The following is a 19,243-nucleotide window of genomic DNA, read 5'->3' on the forward strand; positions in this document are numbered from 1 at the left end:
ACCCATTATAACGTCAGGACATTAATTGTAATCTAATTGCGATCTTTATAACTTAATAAAAGACTCATTTATAAAAAAATGAATTTTATCTAGCCATTTACCACCAATATATTGCTATCCCTTGAATTTTAGCTGAGTTAAATTCGTCACTCTAAAAAATAAAGTAACATCACGCTTCTGATAGTTCATAAAAAGGCTATGCGCTATTCAAACAAGCCTGAGCATTGGCGATACCATGTGTGCGCTGCAAGCCAATATGTTCACTAAATTCACATAAATGCTCTGCTGTGCCTACGGCTCCTGTAAATATGCTTTCAAACTCTGTAGTGAGTTTGAACCAACTTTCTTCACTGATGTGTAGCCTTGTCAGAATGTTTGCCGTTTGATGGTTAATTGCACCAAATTTATTATCGCGAATGATACGAGCGGTTTCATCAACAAGTGATAAATAATCTTTTATGCTGAAGCGAATACCTCTTATTTTGTGCTGGTGTTCATCGCCTATAAAAGGTAATAACACTGTAGGCTGTTTACCTTTTATAGCTGCTTTAATACGTAATTGAATACTGGTGAAGTCAGACTGTTCAGGCGTTGGAACGATACCTGCGCGTACAGGATTCAAATCCACATAAGCCATACATGACAGTAATGCTCCTTCATCAAGTAGTGCTTGAGATTTAAAACGTCCTTCCCAAAAATGTCCAGTGCACTGGTCTTCTCGGTTAGCTTGTCGCGCTATCGGCTCGTTCAATGAACGCATAAACCAGCTAATGTTCATTAAGCGCTGTTTGTAAATATCAGCAGTGCTTTCCACCATCGCGAGTTGAAACTTATCAAGCGGTTGTTTATTCGAATATTTCTGAGTTAATAGTGTGCCTTTGAATAATTGATGCCAGCGTTGCAATATCTCATCAGTTGACCAGTTTTTTACTTGCTCACTATCAACGTGTAATACGATATGTAAGTGATTATGCATCACGGCATGCGCACAAATATCGATAGCAAACACTTGAGATAATTGAAATAAACGTTTTTCAATCCAAGTGCGCCTATGCTCAAAACTAACACCTGACTCTTTATCTACTCCACATAAAAATGCCTTTCGTACCGTGCGACTGCAAATGTGGTAAAAGGGCGTATCCAATAAACTAATTTGTTGCGAACGAGGTTTAGGCATAACAATCACTAGACTTAATCAAGGTAAATTAAGTCTAGTTTATTGATGTAAATATGCTCAAGTTATTATAGGTGGCCTAATAAGTTCTCAAGTTATTATGGGTGGCCTAATAAGTTTTACCAAACACTCTCATAATAAGATTAGCTAAACTCTACATAGAGAATTATCACCGTGATTAATTTCATATAAAGTACTCATGATAATAGCTAAACCTTCGGTTACTTCTATCTCATTCATCGCAGCAAAACCCAAGCGAATAAAACGGAACTCTTTACTAGATAAAGAGCCCGGTAAATGATTAGGCAAGTTATCCGGTAAAGCCTTATCGCGACTAAACTCTAGCTCGGTTTGCAAATAAACTTGCTTGTTTTGCAACTGCTCTTTTAAACCAATAATCGATTTACCCATATCTAACCATATCGCCATGCCGCCAGCAGGTATTTCAAATTGGATTGGTAAACCCTGCTTTTGGTAACCTTGTAATAAGGTAACCATAAAATCACGACGCTTTTGATATAACCTTGTCATACGGCGCAAGTGCCCTTCAAACCCGCCTTGTTGCATCCACTTAGCGACGGCTTGTTGCACTAAGACATTACTCTTGTGATTCATCAACATTTTATAAGCCGCCAGTTGCTCAATTAAGACGCTATCTGCGACAACATAACCAATACGTGCACTGCCAAACATCAGTTTTGAAAAGGTAGAAATATAAATCACTAGACCCGCGGGATCATCAGCAGCCATTGGCGCAATAGGTTGGCTGTCATAATGAAACTCATGATCATAATCATCTTCTACAATCGCCACACCATATTGCACAGCTAATTGATAAATTTCCATACGCCTAGAAATATCTAAAGAGACTGTCGTTGGGTATTGATGTAATGGCGTTAGATAAAGCAGCTTTACCTTGCCTTGTGCAAGTACTTGCGCCAAATGCTCAGGCACTATGCCTCGTTCATCTTGTTTGATGGCAATCAACTCAGCGCCAGTACGCTCAAAAGCAGCCCAAGCAGGAGGATAACCTAGCTGTTCAACCGCGACCCTATCGCCAGGTTGTAACAATAACTGCGAGATCATATACAAGGCTTCTTGCGAGCCATTGCAAATCATCAGCTCTTTATCGGTAATTGAACGAACACGCCTTAAGTAAGTCGATATTTCGTCAATAAGATCAGCTTCTCCGCGACTACCACCGTAACTTAAATCATCAATTTTTGGTCGTTGACATGCTTGTGCAAAATGACTTTTGAACTCATCAAAAGGAAATTTCCTTATATCCGGCTGACCGCCAGAGAAGTTATATGGATATTGACTCGCTTTAATTTTTTGCGTAACTGGCAAGTTTTGTTTTATTCGAAATTTCCAGGCGAATTTTTTCTCTGTTTGTCTCGCTTTATTCACCGCAAGACTACTTTGAATAGGTAAGTTATCTACCACTCTATAACCAGAACGCTCTTTTGCCTCTACCCATCCTTGAGCCACTAATTCAGCCAATGCTGCCATTATTGTATGGCGGTTAACAGTTAATTGCTGGGCAAGTTTTCGCGCAGAGGGCAAAGCTTCCGTTGGTGCAACTTGCCCTTCTTTAATTGCTTTTCGCAATGCATCAGCAATGGCTAAATATTTTGCTTTATTTGTCGCTATTTTATTGAGGTTTAACGCTTTCAATCTGGTCTATCAACTTATGTAAATCTGGTTGTAGTAGTTATACCAAAGACAACCATAATAACAACCATTACAGCTCGCTAAACTTTTATTGGAACAAGTTATGTTAAATGAAAAAACACTAAAAATAATAAAGCCAGTCACACTAGAAACCAGCTTAATAAAATTAGTCCCCATGACTATACAACACCTTAACGATTATTGCTTGGCAGGAAACTACCCACAAGTTTGGCAGCACATGCCTATCAATCGAAGTGCAAGTCATGATATTGCACGGCCATGGATGCAAGAAGCTATTGATGAAATGGCAGAAGGACTGCAACTTGCCTTTATTACCATTGATAAACAAACCAATAAAGTTATTGGTTCAACACGTTTATTTCGCTATACCGAAAAAGATAAAACCATTGAGCTTGGCCATACCTTTATTACGCCTGAATTTCAACGAAGTTATGTTAATTCTCATGCTAAATACTTAATGTTAAAGCACGCTTTTGAACACTTAAAAATGACGCGTGTCGAAATATGTACTAATGAGAATAATCAAAAATCTCGTAATGCTATTGCCCGTATTGGCGGTCACTTTGAAGGTATTTTAAGAAAACATCGACGTGCACCAAATGGTGATTATAGAAATACTGCCATGTTTAGTATCCTTGATGATGAATGGTCAACTGTAAAAATAACCTTATTAAATACAGCAAAAAATTCGGGAGAGTTTGAACATGTATCCACCTAAGTATTTTCAAACAACTGAAGAAGAAAATCATAAATTAAGCACACTAATCAATGACTACCCATTAGCAACATTATTAGTGAATATTGAGGAAGCATTACCACATATTAGTCACATACCTTTCCATTTTGCTGAATATAATTCTTCTACTGAGACAGAAACAGAAACAGAAACAGAAACAGAGAACAAGGTGCTGATTGCTCATGTCAGTAATCAACACCCGTTAGCAGAAAAATTATTAGCGCAGGATGATGTTCAGATCGGTTTAGTGTTTCATGGCGAGCAAGCTTATATTTCACCTCACTGCCATGACAATGCAGATAGTAATCAAAATAACAGAGCTAATGGCCAAGTTGTACCAAGCTGGAACTATGCCAAAGTACATGTTACCGGCACTGCTACGCCAATAAAAGAACCAAAACTGAAGTACCAACAAATGAAAATGAGCAGCCAATATTTTGAAAGAAAACAGGATATACCTTGGCAGTTAACAGAGGTTTGCGATAAAAAAATACGACAAATGTTAACAGCCATTACTTTTTTTAGCGTCCGTATAACGACTATGGAGGGACGTTTTAAACTGAGTCAAAATAAACCAGATCTGGTGAAAAATCGGATAGCAGAGAAGTTAGTGATAAAGGGTGAAGTGCTACTTGCTAACCAAATACTGTAGAATTTTTATTACATTGCTAGCTTATTGTAAACCATTAATAACGCCAAACTGGTAACGCTTAAAAAATTTAACTATGCAAATTTAACTATGCAAATTTAACTATGCAAATTTAACTATAAATTTAACTATGCCACCCATTATAACGTCAGGGCAATAATGGTGATTTAATTGCTATCTTTATAACTTAATAAAAAACTCATTCAAAAAATCAATGAGTTTTATCTCGCCATTTACCACCAATATATTTCTAACCCTTGAATTTTAGCTGAGTTAAATTCGTCACTCAAATAGAATAAAGTAACATCACGTTGCTGATGGTTCTTAAAAAGACTATACGCTATTCAAACAAGCCTGAGCATTGGCTATACCATGTGTGCGCGGCAAGCCAATATGTGCACTAAATTCACATAAATGCTCTGCTGTGCCTACGGCTCTGGTAAATATGCTTTCAAACTCTCTAGAAGTTATTATGGGTGGCCTAATAAATTGCCAAATAAATTTTGCTTGCATCTAATGCAGATTTATCAATACCTTGCTTTAATTTATAGGTCACTAGTTCAATTACCGTTGTAGTCATTTTTATTTCCTTTTTATATTCAAGTTATATAACGAGTTAGATAATAAATAACCCCTACTGACACCGTAGTGTCAGTAGGGGTTAAAAAAATTAAAATATATTAAAAAACAAAAATTGACTGGTCGCAATTATCAGAATTTTACCAAGGTTATACCCAAAAAGAACACTGTTAGAATAACAATGAGAAAAAGATTAATTGGAAAAAAAAGAGTTATTTGCTGACACATTTAAATTAAATACTAACGAAGGCGCTGTACAAAACAGCACCCTCTACTGCACAGTAGTTTGTAGAAACTTATCAAAAAGCTGAGCAGGAAATTCAATTAAACCAGTTAAACTAAGTCAGTTAACATTTCATCAGAATAACTGACTAACGGCTGCTTATTTCGGATTTTAGCAACATAATCTGGGTTAGCAATGAAAGGTCTGCCAATAGCAATCAGGTCAAACTTGTTAGCCTCTATAGCTTCACTTGCCGTTTCTGCGGTGTAACTACCCACACCAACTAAGGTGTTTTTGTAGTTTGCTCGAACATAACTTGAGGCTTTGCCGCCTAAATAATCAAACTCCATGCTATCGTCAAATATACCAATATGTAAAAAGGCCAAATCACGTTTTTCAAGCTCTGGAAGTAGTAGATCAAATACTTGACGATCGCGACTATCACCGGCCATATTAAAATAAGCTCCGGGCGATACTCTTAACGCAGTTCTGTCATTGCCAATTTTTGAGATAATCGCATCGACCACTTCTAAGGCAAAGCGGATCATGTTTTCACTGCTACCACCGTACTCATCATTACGTTGGTTACTATCATGATGTAAAAATTGGTCAATCAGGTAACCATTAGCGCCATGAATTTCAACTCCATCAAAGCCGGCTTTAATCGCATTTTCTGCAGCTAGTGCATAATCACTCACTAGTAATTTTATTTCATCTAAGGTCACTGCTTTTGGGGTTTTATAGGTTAGTTCGCGCATTCTAGGTACGCTACCTTCAACACCAATGGCAGATGGTGCTAATACTGGCGCATCATCATTGCCCTTGCCGTAAAAGTACGGATGTGCAACGCGACCTGTATGCCAAAGCTGGGCAAATATTTTTCCACCGTTTTTGTGTACTGCAGAAGTAACTGTTTGCCAACCGTCAATTTGTGCTTGGGTAAATAAGCCCGGTGTATTTGGATAACCTTGACCGTCAGGGCGGATAATAACCGCTTCTGAAATGATTAATCCTGACTCAGCTCTACGTGCGTAATACTCTGCCATTGCTTGAGTGGGTACTAAATTATCATCAGCCATACAACGTGTTAATGGCGCCATTAGAATTTTATTGTTTAAACTAATGCTGTCATTTAACGCGTAAGGTTTGAATAAATTTTCGGTCATGATTTTGTCTCTATCTTGAATGTCCATTCAAGATATCTTTATTTGAACGAACATTCAACTACTATTTTGAATGCTTGTTCAAAATTAGGTATAATAATGACATCGACTAAAATGAAGATGATAAATTAATGCGTAATGCTGAGTTTGATAGAGAAAAAGTACTAAGAGCTGCCATGAAAGCTTTTATGCATAAAGGTTATGCTAATACCAGTATGCAAGAGCTTAAAAAAGCCACCGGTTTACACCCGGGTTCTATTTACTGCGCTTTTGAAAATAAGCGCGGTTTATTACTTGCTGCGCTTGAGCAATATCGTGTCGACAGAGCTACCGAATTTGATCAGTTCTTTGCTAACTCGCATTTAGCTCTGCTTAATTTAAAATCCTACCTTGATAATGTGGTCGTTGAATGTATTAGCTGTGATAGTGCTCAGGCTTGTTTGTTAACAAAAGCATTAAATGAAATTGCTGAACAAGACAGTGAAATACAACAGATAATTAGTGATAATTTATCACTGTTACAACAATCACTAGCAGAAAAATTTGAGCAAGCTAAAGCAGAAAGAAGTATTAGCGCTGACAAAGATTGTCATCATCTAGCACGGTACTTTTTAATGGGCATATATGGTTTAAGAACCTTTGCTCATACTCACCCCGAAGCGAAAGTATTAGAGCAACTTGCTGAACAGCTTTATCATGATGTTTCTCAATAATTTTACTCATGCAATATTTTAATAACGCTAATTCTTCAACAGGTTTTTTAATTAATGAATAATATAGTTTTCATTAGTGGCTCAGAATCAGCAACTAAGTCCCTATGGCTAGCTGAGATCCAAAAGCAACTTATCAATGAAACAATACTTCTGCCTGAACAGATCGGTGAAGCACAAGCTAAGCAAGTAGACATTGCCATTGTTGCCAACCCAGATCCAAAAGACTTGGCCAGATTTCCTAATTTAGTGTGGATACAAAGCTTATGGGCTGGAGTCGAACAGTTAATAGCTGAAGTGGTTGATAAACCAGTAAAGTTGGTCAAGTTAGACGATCCACAATTGGCAAAAACAATGGCTGAATCTGTCCTTGCTTGGACCTTATATTTGCAAAGAAACATGCCTGGGTATGCTCAACAGCAAGTCAATAAACAGTGGCGACAATTGCCTTGTATAACGTCCGCAGAACTTAGAGTAAGTATATTAGGGGCTGGTGCACTTGGCATTGCCGCCTTAGAAACCCTTAAGAAACTAGATTACCAAGTCAGTTGTTGGAGCAGAACACCAAAGCAGCTTAATGGTATTCAAAGTTACCTAGGCACAGCGGGTTTACATACCATGCTAAAAAAAACAGATATTTTAATCAATCTGTTACCACTCACGCCAGAGACTTATCACCTACTTGGCAAGGAGTTATTAAGTACACTGCCCAAGGGTGCAAAGCTGATAAACTTCTCTCGAGGTGCGGTTATTGATACAAAAGCATTGCTGAATTTATTAGAAACCGGCCACATAAATCATGCGGTGCTCGATGTCTTTGAACATGAGCCTTTAGCGCCAACAGATGCCATTTGGAGTAACCCTAATATCACAGTGTTACCCCATATCTCAGCACCCACCAATATGTGCTCGGCGGCTAAGGTTATTGCTAAGAATATAACAAGCTATCGTGAAAATAACGTCATACCCATTTATGTCGATGTTAAACAGGGATATTAAGATACATTATCAATATCACTAAGCTTGTGTTTTAAAGCGCTCGCTAACATGGGTGAGCCTATAATTTCAAATAAACCGTCACTTAACTGATAACATTGCTCGGAAAAATTGGGCAACAAATAACTTTCTTCATCAATGGTAATAACATAGCCATCGTTTTGTCGCTTAATCGTAAGTGAGTGTTTATTTTTAATCCGCATTGAAATTAGTTTAAGGGTATTGAAATAACGGCTTGTGCGCCTTTTACACCTTCTCTATTGGTTAATTTAATTAAACCATCATGATTGAACATGATTTGTCGACAAAGTGTTAAACCAATACCACTGCCTTGGGGTTTGGTACTATAAAACGGCACAAATAAGTTCTCTTTGTTGGCTATGCCCATGCCCTGGTCGCTAATGATGAGGTGTAAATATTGTTGATCTTGTTGATAGCTAATTTCAAAAACCTTATTAGGAAGTTGCAACATGGCTTCGCGAGCATTTTTTAAAATATTGATAATAACTTGTTCTAACTGGCTTTTATCGGCGCTAACCTGGGTATTAATAGTTTTGGCATCATCCGCAAGTTGTAAATGGCAGTCATCAAATAATTTTGCTTGCTGTATAACCAAAGCATTGAGGTCAAATTTACTTTTGTTCGGTTGAGGTAAATGTGACAGTTGGCTGTAACTGGCGATGAAAGCACCCAGGGAGTCGGCTCGTTCTTTGATAATACTGACGCCTTCAGATAAAGAGCTTCTATTTAATGGCTTACTTTCATCTTGAAGTTTTTTCTTCATCGCCTGACTAATACTGGCGATGGGTGTTAATGAGTTATTCAGCTCATGACTTAATACTCTTAAAATACTCTGCCATGCTTTTCGTTCTTTTTCTAATAACAACCGCTCTGCATTGGTGATTAAATATAATGTATGTTGTTTACCCTCGCTCAAAAAGGATTCTTTAAAAAGAAAGTGTTCACCGCTGAGTTGTTGGTGAGCAAATTCGATAATACCAGAGTGGGCGTTAGCTATGGTTTTTCCTAATTTGAAGTCGGTTAATTGAATTGTCGTTAAGTCACTTTGCTCTTGAATATTGCCCAGCAGTAATTTTTTCGCAGAATCGTTGGCCATGACAATGAAACCTTGTTCATTGACCGCCAGTACCATGGCATCCATTTGTTGCATTATTTTTTCAAGTAACAACCGACTCTCTTTTGCTTCAAGTTTATGTTTCGATAAAGTATCGGCTAAGTTATTTACCAAGACCAGTAATTCTTGAAAGGCTTGATTATGCTGCAAGCGACCTCTTAAAGTATAATCACCACTAATCATCGACTCGATTATATTTGATAAGGTTCTAATTTGTTGTTCGGCTCTTTGTCGGCTTATCATCACTACAAAAAGGATAAATATCGATAAGACGATCATGATAAAGGCAACTAAGTAGCCCGATACACCGGCAACAAGTAATGAGATAGTTGACAGCAAAAAACAAGGCAGATAGATAATAAGTGCCAAAAAAGTATGATCATTTTTATGCGAGATACGATTACCTGCGACAAAAATTGCTTTCATCTTATAAATGCTAGTGTTAATCCAAGCCATATTTACTCATACGTCGATAAAAGCCACTTCGACTTAACCCCAGCGATTTTGCTGTTTCGGTGGCATTGCCACGATGATGTTTTAAGCGATTGATCAGGACTCTTTGCTCAATATCTTCCATAGAAAGCGTGGTATCTTCAATAGATTCTGTACCTTTCCCAGCCTCTTGCAGTAATAAATCTCGGGCGGTAATGGTGGTTTTTTTACAGGTAAAAAGTAACCTTTCCATTAAATGACTGAGTTCACGGATATTTCCTGGCCAACTGTATTGTTGAAGTTGTGCCACGGCATCGTCCGATAGCTCTGGTATAGGCAGGTTATATTTGATACTAAAAACCTGCAAAAAATGCTCTGCCAATGGTTTTATATCTTCAATGCGTTCATTCAAAGAGGGAACTCGCAGTTGAATGGTATTAAGTCGATAAAATAAATCCTGTCTGAATCGTTGTTCGTCAATGGCTTTGGCTAAATCGCAATTGGTTGCTGAAATAATACGAACATCGGCTGTTTGAGATTTGCTGCTGCCAACGACTTCGTATTTTTGCTCTTCTAATACCCTTAATAATTTTGCTTGTTGAGCGATGGGAATATTGGCGAGCTCATCTAAAAATAGCGTGCCTTGTTCCGCCATTTCAAAACGGCCAATGCGGTTTTCTTTAGCATCGGTAAATGCGCCCTTAACGTGACCAAACATTTCACTTTCAAATAAGCTTTCTGGGATAGCGCCCATATTAACCGGGACAAAAGAATTATTGGCTCGTGTAGACAGTTTATGCACGTATGACGCTAACATGCTTTTACCGGTACCATTATCACCCGTAAGAAGAATGCTCATATCACTTTTTGCTAAATCACTTAAGGTTGACATCAGTTGTTGCATAGCCGGAGACTGGGCAATGATTTGCTCTTTGGACTCGGGAAAAAATTGGCCGCTCAATAATTTATTTTCTTGGCTTAAACGGAGTAGTTTTCTATCACTTTTAGCCAATTTGATCTGGGTTTTAATAGCACTGATGATACGTTCGTTATTCCACGGCTTTTGAATGAAATCTACCGCACCCGCGCGCATGGCATCAACCGCAATATCTATGGTTGCCCAGCCAGTCATAACAATAATGGGCAAGTTTTCATCCAGTTTTTTGATCGCTTCAACTAGCTGTAAACCTTCTGCGCCCGACGTGGTGTCTTGCTGAAAATTCATATCAAGTAAAACCAGATCTACTGAGGTATTCTTTAAGTTTTCCAGCACCGCTTGTGGTGTTGTCATCGCCAAAATATCAAAATTTTCTTCCGATAAGATATATTTCAAACTAGCGATGATATTTATGTCGTCATCAGCGATGAGAATTTTACTATTATTCACAGAGCATTATGTCCGTTTTTTGGATGAAAATAAAATACGTTAATTGCCTAATATATCACTTTAACAAAAATTCACTAGGTTGTTGTATTCTAAATAAGTAATACCATTCCATCTAAGAAAGTGATCGCTTAGCGAGAATTTAAAGGTTTAGAGGCAAGGCTTTGATTGCAAATAATAGTCATTCTCTTATTAAAATCAATAACGCAGCATATAGGCCTTTAAACCTCGCCCTTCGGGAGCGCATGGGCATCATGATAAATGCACAAAATTTGTTAGATGTAGAATAACTATATCCCCACATATTTTGCTTGTTATCATATCGCCCATGTCGTTCTAAGTGGTCACTTCTTTAGATGGATTGGTATAAGCTTTATTTTAAGCGCTAAATTAACAAAATAAAGCCCCGAAATTAAGGGCTTTATTATGTGCTATTGATGATTATTCGTATCGTAATGCCAAACTTGGCTCCATAACCACGGCTTTTCTGGTGGGTGCATAGATAGCTAACATGACAATAAGGGATAAACTAACGATGACAACAGACGCCAAAACAAAGTATAAGTAAGTTGGAATAAGCCCTTCAGAAAACTCATTAAACATCACTGAAATAAGAGTGAAGAGCAGTAAGGCCAACCCCAAACCTGTCAGCAACTGTCTGCCACCTTGTTTGATAAACATGTCGGTAATGTTTTTGTCAGTTGCACCAACCGCTCGTCGTATACCTATTTCATGGGTACGTTGGGCAACAGAATTAGCGGTCAAACCATAAATGCCAACCATTGCTAACATTAGCGCAAAAAATCCGGTGCCAAAAATGACTTTCGAGGTCAAACGCATGCCGTCGCGCATGAGGTTTCTATTACGCTCTGCCGGCTGGACAGTCTGAACAACGTCAATGTTTCTATCTATCTCAAAGAGTGCTCTATAGAATATGCCTGCTGCATTCACACTTCCTTTAATCGTTTTGTAATATATTCTCATGCGGGGTTTTATGAATTGTAAACCAGAAATATAGGTTTCATCTTCGCTATCAAGTTTGCCAAAAAGAGATCTACCGTTAAACCGATTGGTCACTATACCCACAATGAAAAGCGACTCAGCCTTACCAGCTATTTCAAGGGTTATTTTCTTTTCTAGTGCCGATTCTCCTGGCCAATATCGGTTTGCCATTGATTGACTGATTAGGACGACTTTTCTAGCACCACTTTTGTCCCTTCGATTCAGGTGACGACCAGCAACAAGCGTTATACCTGAAAACTCGGTATTGCCGATGACGGTAAAGGTATCGATACTTAATTTTTCATGGCTATCATCGAAATCAAATTCACTTAAGATGATTGGTAAATGACTTAAGGTGGTCGCATGAGCATCAATGACATTACTGTCATTTTTTATACGCTCTAACAACGCCTGAAAGAGCAGAGCTTGTTCTTGCGGTGTTTGGTATTTGTTTTTCGGTAAGTTGATGCTGGCTCTCATGATATCGCTATAATCGTCGCCAGTTTCCAAATTAATAAATGTTTGTGTTATAAAGCCAGAAAGCGTACCAATAAGCATTAAAAAAGCCACTAAAAACACTTGTACGGTGACTAATAGTCGCGATAAACGACCGGCTTTTTTGCCTTGTGCACCTCGGGTACCGTCTCTTAAGGCCGCATTGATATCTTGATGGGCAGAGCGCCACGCGGGTAAAAAAACGGCGAGTATAATAGTCACTAAAGTAACAATAATAGCCATACCAAGGGTTTCTTTATCCAAACCCCAATGCCACCAAAAAACCATGCTATTTGGCATCCAGGAATGTAGAGCAATGTTGGTATAATCTAATGCAGCCCCTACTAGTAATACCGAAAGAATTGCTCCGACTGTGGTAATTATAATACCTTCCCACATGAGTTGACTAACCAAACGTTTACTGGTGGCCCCCAAAGCCGCACGAATCGCCGTTTCTTTTTGACGTTCCATAGAGCGAGCCAATAATAAATTACCAACATTGATACAGCCCAATGCCAAAATGGACCAGGCCACGACATTCAAAAAAATGAACATGGTATTGCCAATGCCGTTAACTTGATCCATTGGATAGCTGCGTAAATGCACTATTTTATTTGCCTCGGGTTGATTATAAAGTTTTACCGATTGTTGATAAAGTTGGTCAAGGGCAGCGCTTAAGTATTTTGTCGCTTGTTCGTTGCTGACACCACTTTTAAGTCGGGCATAGGCGGTAAAATAAGACGACGTATTTTGTTGTTTATTTAACTGGGATTGCTTTAGCGGTAACCAAATTTTAGCAATGCCAGGAAATCGGTAACCCGGTGGCATGACACCAATAACATCCGTTACCCTGTCATTTAAGTTAATCGTCATTGTTAACACGTCTTTACTGCCAGATAATTCATTTTGCCAAGTTTCATAGCTAATGACTGCAACCGGGGTTGTGCCAACAACCATGTCTTGCTGTTGAATGGTGCGTCCCATCATGGCTTTAGTTCGGCTAAATCTAAAGAAACCACTATCTACATAAGTTGCTGAAATGTTTTTCCCGGTATCTTCGAATGATAACCGAGCATCTATTGATTCATACAAGCCAAACTCATCAAGCGATGATTGTGTTTTAGCAATTTGCCTAAACTCATAAGCAGAGAGAGAATTTTGATTTGTATCCATATTCATTGAAATACCAATCGTTTCCGTTGATAAAACTAATGCTGTTTCGCCTTCAGGCATAGGCAGTGCTTTATGCAAGGTTGAATACAAAAAAGAAAAAGTGAATAAGCTGATGGTTAAACCGCCGACTAATACCGATAAGGTCATGGCGGTAAATTTAGGCGCTTTAAACAGTAACCTCAGTGCATATTTTATATCTATTAATACCGACATAGTAATCTCCTAACTTGCTACTAATTCAATTGCTGCGACGGAAGAAGCGAGCTTTTGATGCGATGGAGTATTTAAGTTATCCGCAATGAGGCGACCATCAAACATTTCTAAACATCGGCTGGCTCTTTTCGCTGAAATGGGATCATGGGTTACCATGCAAATCGTTGCGCCATCTTGGTGAAGTTTGTCAAATAAAGCCAATACCGCCTGGGCATTTTTTGAGTCTAAATTACCAGTGGGTTCATCCGCTAAAATTATGGCTGGGTCGTTAACTAAAGCACGAGCGACGGCAACACGCTGTTGTTGTCCGCCCGAGAGTTGTGACGGGAAATGATCTTTACGATGAGACATCTCTACTTTGGCCAGCACATCGTGTACTTTTTCTGCAATTTCTTTTTTAGAGAAACCTGATTGATAGGTTAATGGCAACATCACATTTTCAAAGATAGTTAAATCTGATATTAGATTAAATGACTGGAAAACAAAGCCAATTTGCTCGCTTCTAATTTTTGCCCGTTGATCACGAGAGAGCGATGAAACATCAACATTATTTATCAGATAACTGCCTGATGTTGGTGAATCTAACAAACCGAGCAATGAAAGTAGTGTTGACTTACCGCAACCAGATTGGCCACTTAATGATAAATATTCACCTTTATTAATGGTGATATTGATACTATTTAGCGCGCGAGTTTCAATTTCTTCAGTTAAGAATGTTTTAGTTATGTCTTTAAGTTCAATAAGTGCGGTCATGTTAGTCTCCGATTAAATTTGTTTTTAGCGATGTCTTAAAATGTGCATTGTGCTAATTGATCATTATGTCTGTGTGTTCTTGCCAGTTTGAGGTATCCGAAATGATAACTTGGTCGCCGACAGTCAGACCTGATAATATTTGGATTTGATTCACTGAGCTTTGTCCCAGTGCAACAAGTTGTTTTTGGGCAAACTGTGCATCAGGGCTTAAACGATATAAGCCGGTTTTACTATGTCTAGGAGCAAATACCGGCCGCTTAATATAGAGCGCATTATCGATATTACTTATTTCAATTAAACCATCAACGGTCAGATCAGGGCGAGCTTCATTAGGCAGTACGCTGGTTAACTTAACATCGACTTGCACCATGCCAGTATTAACTGCAGGGTCTATTCGTATTACTTCACCTAAGATTTCAGAGGTTCGAGTATCAACAACAACGGTTTGCCCTAAGGAAATGTCATTGATTTTAATTTCTGGTACTTGTAATTCTGCAAATAAAGACTCTTGGTCGGCGATAAGGGCAACACTGCCGCCCACTTGGGCTTGTTCGCCTAAGACCAAGGAAACTTGTTGTACAACACCATCTGTTGTTGCTTTTACGGCAAGTGATGATACTTGATCTTTAACACGTAAGTAGTTGTTTTCAACTAAGCCTAAACGGGCTTGCTGAGCTGTTTTTGTTGCTAATAAGTTAGCTTCCATTTTTAACACTTTTTGTTGTTGTGATTGCCAATATTGTATTTTCTGCTTCACTTCCAGCTGACTGCGTTGGTAGTCCAGGGCGGATACGGTGCCATTTTGTTTTTCAAATAACTGTGTTTCGGCATCTAGTTTTAATTTACTGCCCTGATAGCTATAGTCGGCGGCAACAACCGAATTTTTCAAATCGAGCAGTTGTGATTCAAGGGCAACAAACGCAGCATAATTTTCAGCTTTTTTTGCCGCAAGCTCCCAGCGTGCTTGTTCTAATTCTCGGTGTAAGTTTGGATTAGAAAGTAGCATTAAAATTTGACCTTCGCTGACCACTGCACCGGCTTTAACAAAAACTTGCTCAACGCGACCTGATACTTGTGATGATACCCAGCGAATATCCATTGGCTTTAAAACGCCACTAGCGCGAATATTGACTCTAAAGTTTCCTTGTTTAACGGTGGCGATAACGAGTTCACTCTTGGCGACAATAAATGATGCATTACCAGTCATGCCTTTAATTAAATAGATTGCCGTCACTAAAATTAGCCCGGCCACAACATACCAATATTTTCGCCAAATGGCCGGCTGTGCTTTTACTCGTATCGTATCCATAAATTATCTTTAGGTTGTTTTGCCTTATCTGGTTAAATACAAGTGTTATGCCAACCATGAAATAAAAAATAACCTACTGTTATTTAACAGATAAAAAATTTCGATTAAGTGGTAAGAATATTTAAGTGTGCCGATTTTAAGACAGGGTTTTTGCTTTAGTGTCTTAATATCGACACAGCCTTTAGCCAGCCGTATAATGATTAAGTCACTTAAAGCGGCAAGTAGGGCATGCTAGCGGGAGAAAACCTTCTCTTGATCTAGTTGAGATGGCAAAGGAGAAATTTGAAAGGCTGACGTGGTTTAATGGATTCGACTACCCCAGTTAAGAGATAATAAACTTAACTGGTGATAGAACATGTCAGTCTATAGTGGAACACAAAGCTCCCACCGGTTTTAAAACAAAACGTTTTCCCCTTCCGTAACAAATTTTATAGTTCTTTTTTTGTCTATATTCTTTGTCTTTAACTTGTTCACAATTTTTAAGTTCATTGATAAAATCTTGTTGCCTGTAGTTCGGCACCCTAAATGAAATTTCGATGTCATCTATGCCGACTTCAATATTGTACTCAGTCAATTAATTAGAAAATATAGGGAAAAAAAATTAGTGCTAATGTCTATAATGCGCACCACAATGTCATTAGCGTTAAACTATTTTTCACTATTCATTGGTTAAAAGCTAAGGCTCATTTTTACCACAATTTTGACAAAAAAAACCCTACCATTCCTGATCAGGGCTTCAAAATGATGGTACCAGCAGTGGACTCGAACCAACACGCCTTGCGACAGGGGATTTTTAATCCGGCGTGTCTACCACGTCCACGACTGCGGCAAAAGACTGTAGCCTATTTTTCAATTTTCACTTTAAAAACTGATTTCTTTGTAAACTATTTTCGTCTAACTATCTTACTAAATAACGATAGCGTTTATAAGTCTTCATCCGTAATATGATACATGTTTGAAGTTAAGTTGACAGTGCCCAATTGATGACAAAACTGTGACCAATTCCCTTTGCAGTGATTTTCTTGGCTAAATGATACAATCTAGTCGGCTAAGGTATTTAAAATCCTTAATAACTCGATTAAAGTGCAGTACCATGATTAGTGGTCAATGATGCCAAAAATAAAAACCGTTCATAACATAAAACAAGGACATCCTTTGCGCTATTTACACTTTGCTGATATTTGCATCGATACTCATAACCAATTGCTTTATCGTCAGGGTGAAACAATAAATTTAGCGCCTAAAGTTTATGATTTACTCGTCTATTTTTGTCAACACACTCATCGAGTGATCAGCAAAGATGAATTGATGGAGCAAGTATGGACTGGCACATTAGTGACAGAGAATGCCATCAGCCGTACCATAGTGAAAGTAAGGAAAGCCTTAGCAGACGATCCGAAGAATCCACAATTTATTATTACCGTGCCACGCAAAGGTTATCGGATGGTGGCAGAATTTGTCGCTGTAGAAACGGTCAGTAACCAAAAAACTTCTGATTGTGAAAGCCAAGAGTCACAAAGTCAGTGGGTCAAAAAAAGCAGACCAACTGATGTTCAACTAAATGGCATAACCCCAAGTAATCAGACAAAAAGTAACCTATCGAAAAACACCTTCTGGGTTATCGCAGGGCTAATGATCATCATCGTACTTACCTTTGTATTTTCAACAAAGAGCAATAAGGTTTTACAAACAAAGCAAGTGAAAGCACTAACACGTGAGGTTGGTATTGAACTTTATCCTGCTCTATCACCTGATTTAACTCAACTGGCTTATAGTAAAGAAGTCACCGGCAAGCCGTCATATATAAACATCGAAAACCTAAGCAACCATGTGAAGCGATCGATTTCTCATTCAAGAGCAGCACTGAGCAAACCGGTATGGTCCCCTAGCGAGGATAAGCTTGCTTTTTTGTACCAACACAATAGTGTTTGTATGATCTATTGGGCACAACTCGATAACATTAAAGACAAAGAGTCTTGGCAAGCCATTACTGAATGTAGTGCCGACAGTAGTCCGCATTTTGTTTTTTCGCCTGATGGCCAATTCCTTTATTTTAATGACAGACAATCGGCGAGTCATGGCTACCAAATATTTAGGGTTAATTTAACCAATAGTGAAAAAGATATTGTTAATCAGCCGATCACTAATGGCTTAGGAAATTATAGTTTTGATATATCAGCCGATGGCAAAAGCTTAGTCATGGTAAATAGTGAATTCTCGCCAACGACTCGGATATACACCTTAAACATTGAAGAATCTAAGCTTAAACAAACTGCAAAATTAGATTATTTAATGCGTGCTGTGCTTTGGCACCATGACAATGAAACCATTATTCATCCGTCACCACACCCAGCGTACGAGCTTTGGCAAAGTAACCTTGATGGCACTAAGTTAGCCGTTGTTGCCAGTAATACCTCACGGGTGAAACATTTATCTCGTCTTAATAACGGCAAAGATTTTAGTTTTGTCTCTTATTTACTTAATAGAGATATTCACTTCGAATCAAGAGGTCAAGAAAACATTGAGTTAGATAACTCTACCGTAATGGATTATCTACCGGCTTTAGCACATAACAGTGGTCAGTATGCCTTTGTCTCTAAGCGTTCAACCTCCGCTGAAGTATACCTTAGTGATTTACTCGACGCTTCAACCATTGAAAACACTAAGCAATTTACGTCATTCAATAACCCAGTTAAGCTCTATGATTTAGCTTTTTCGCCTAATGATAGTCAGCTAATGATTTTGGCTGATAATCAAATATATATTGCCAATACCAACAGCATGGAGGTTCATAAGTTGCCGCTAGATAATATCGCTATTGTTGGCGTCAGTTGGCAGGATGAAAACAATTTACTGCTATCGAGTGTAAGAAATGCAGATTGGTATTTAATGCGTTACAACATTAACGAGCAAAAATTATCGCCTTTACCTGTTGGTTACCAAGGTGGCGTATATTCAGCAGTTGATAATAGTTATTACCTGATTGCTGATGACAGTTTCCAAGTAATGAAATTTTCCGATTTATCGGTACTACCTCAGGTTATTCCACTCACTTGTCAACCAAGTATTATCAATAGAAAACTTAATTTGAAAGTAACGTCTGATGGCTTAGTATGCCAATCGAATGCTGAAGACAATCAATATAAGCGCTATTCATTTACCACAAAAAGTAGCCGGTTATGGCAAAAATCAGTGCCAAGCATTGACTTTGATATCAAAAAACGTGGCATGGTATACACCATAACGAAGCAATCTGTTTCGGATATAATGCAAACAATCAGTTTATAGCGTAACTTATTGGATGTTGCTAAATTAAATTAATTACACTTAACTCGTTGTTTTTATATATTTAAAGTTGTGACCACCACTGATGGTCACAACTTTTCCAACAATAATCACACTTTCATCCCGCTTTCTTCCTT

At 38.3% G+C, this 19,243-nt stretch carries 14 protein-coding genes; 5 read left to right on the forward strand and 9 right to left on the reverse strand.

Annotated elements, in window-relative coordinates; translation table 11 throughout:
* Positions 1–196: 196 nt before the first annotated feature.
* Positions 197–1,177, reverse strand: a complete 981-nt coding sequence (locus tag F580_RS0104815) for a hypothetical protein (protein ID WP_019026560.1) — start codon at positions 1,175–1,177, stop codon at positions 197–199.
* A 144-nt stretch (positions 1,178–1,321) separates the two neighbouring features.
* Positions 1,322–2,851: a MocR-like pyridoxine biosynthesis transcription factor PdxR gene (gene pdxR / locus F580_RS0104820; RefSeq protein WP_019026561.1), complete on the reverse strand. Its 1,530-nt coding sequence runs from the start codon at positions 2,849–2,851 to the stop codon at positions 1,322–1,324.
* A gap of 100 nt (positions 2,852–2,951) precedes the next feature.
* Here pdxR and F580_RS0104825 point away from each other — a divergent pair, with 100 nt between their 5' ends.
* Entirely contained in the window at positions 2,952–3,587 is a 636-nt protein-coding gene (locus F580_RS0104825) for a GNAT family N-acetyltransferase (protein ID WP_019026562.1), read from the forward strand.
* Complete coding sequence (locus F580_RS0104830) at positions 3,574–4,257, forward strand: FMN-binding negative transcriptional regulator (protein WP_019026563.1); 684 nt, start codon at positions 3,574–3,576, stop codon at positions 4,255–4,257. Before F580_RS0104825 ends, F580_RS0104830 begins: the two co-directional genes overlap by 14 nt.
* A gap of 909 nt (positions 4,258–5,166) precedes the next feature.
* On the opposite strand, the gene F580_RS0104840 is transcribed toward F580_RS0104830, so the two are convergent.
* On the reverse strand, positions 5,167–6,222 hold the full coding sequence (locus tag F580_RS0104840; RefSeq protein ID WP_026301253.1) for an alkene reductase: 1,056 nt from the start codon (positions 6,220–6,222) through the stop codon (positions 5,167–5,169).
* A gap of 128 nt (positions 6,223–6,350) precedes the next feature.
* Here F580_RS0104840 and F580_RS0104845 point away from each other — a divergent pair, with 128 nt between their 5' ends.
* Together F580_RS0104845 and F580_RS0104850 are read left to right on the forward strand one after the other, a co-directional pair.
* The gene (locus tag F580_RS0104845; RefSeq protein ID WP_019026566.1) at positions 6,351–6,932 is read left to right on the forward strand and encodes a TetR/AcrR family transcriptional regulator; all 582 of its coding nucleotides are present in this window, start codon (positions 6,351–6,353) and stop codon (positions 6,930–6,932) included.
* A gap of 54 nt (positions 6,933–6,986) precedes the next feature.
* On the forward strand, positions 6,987–7,928 hold the full coding sequence (locus F580_RS0104850) for a 2-hydroxyacid dehydrogenase (protein ID WP_019026567.1): 942 nt from the start codon (positions 6,987–6,989) through the stop codon (positions 7,926–7,928).
* Here the strand turns inward: F580_RS0104850 and F580_RS0104855 are convergent.
* The 6 genes from F580_RS0104855 to F580_RS0104880 form a co-directional block, all read right to left on the reverse strand.
* Positions 7,925–8,128 carry a hypothetical protein gene (locus F580_RS0104855; protein ID WP_019026568.1) on the reverse strand — a complete coding sequence of 68 codons (204 nt, stop codon included), beginning with the start codon at positions 8,126–8,128 and terminating at the stop codon, positions 7,925–7,927. The two genes, F580_RS0104850 and F580_RS0104855, sit on opposite strands and share 4 nt — an antisense overlap.
* Positions 8,129–8,133: 5 nt before the next feature.
* Positions 8,134–9,486, reverse strand: a complete 1,353-nt coding sequence (locus F580_RS25410; protein WP_157442996.1) for a sensor histidine kinase — start codon at positions 9,484–9,486, stop codon at positions 8,134–8,136.
* Positions 9,487–9,502: 16 nt separating this feature from the next.
* On the reverse strand, positions 9,503–10,879 hold the full coding sequence (locus F580_RS0104865) for a sigma-54-dependent transcriptional regulator (protein WP_019026570.1): 1,377 nt from the start codon (positions 10,877–10,879) through the stop codon (positions 9,503–9,505).
* Between the two features lie 438 nt (positions 10,880–11,317).
* The gene (locus F580_RS0104870) at positions 11,318–13,759 is read right to left on the reverse strand and encodes an FtsX-like permease family protein (RefSeq protein WP_019026571.1); all 2,442 of its coding nucleotides are present in this window, start codon (positions 13,757–13,759) and stop codon (positions 11,318–11,320) included.
* A gap of 9 nt (positions 13,760–13,768) precedes the next feature.
* On the reverse strand, positions 13,769–14,512 hold the full coding sequence (locus tag F580_RS0104875; protein WP_019026572.1) for an ABC transporter ATP-binding protein: 744 nt from the start codon (positions 14,510–14,512) through the stop codon (positions 13,769–13,771).
* Between the two features lie 52 nt (positions 14,513–14,564).
* Positions 14,565–15,821, reverse strand: a complete 1,257-nt coding sequence (locus F580_RS0104880; protein ID WP_019026573.1) for an efflux RND transporter periplasmic adaptor subunit — start codon at positions 15,819–15,821, stop codon at positions 14,565–14,567.
* Positions 15,822–16,931: 1,110 nt separating this feature from the next.
* On the opposite strand from F580_RS0104880, the gene F580_RS0104885 reads away from it, so the two are divergent.
* Positions 16,932–19,109 (forward strand): winged helix-turn-helix domain-containing protein, encoded by a 2,178-nt coding sequence (locus F580_RS0104885; RefSeq protein ID WP_019026574.1) that lies wholly within the window; start codon positions 16,932–16,934, stop codon positions 19,107–19,109.
* Positions 19,110–19,243 lie beyond the last annotated feature (134 nt).

The organism is Colwellia piezophila ATCC BAA-637 (assembly GCF_000378625.1).
GTDB lineage: Bacteria > Pseudomonadota > Gammaproteobacteria > Enterobacterales > Alteromonadaceae > Colwellia > Colwellia piezophila.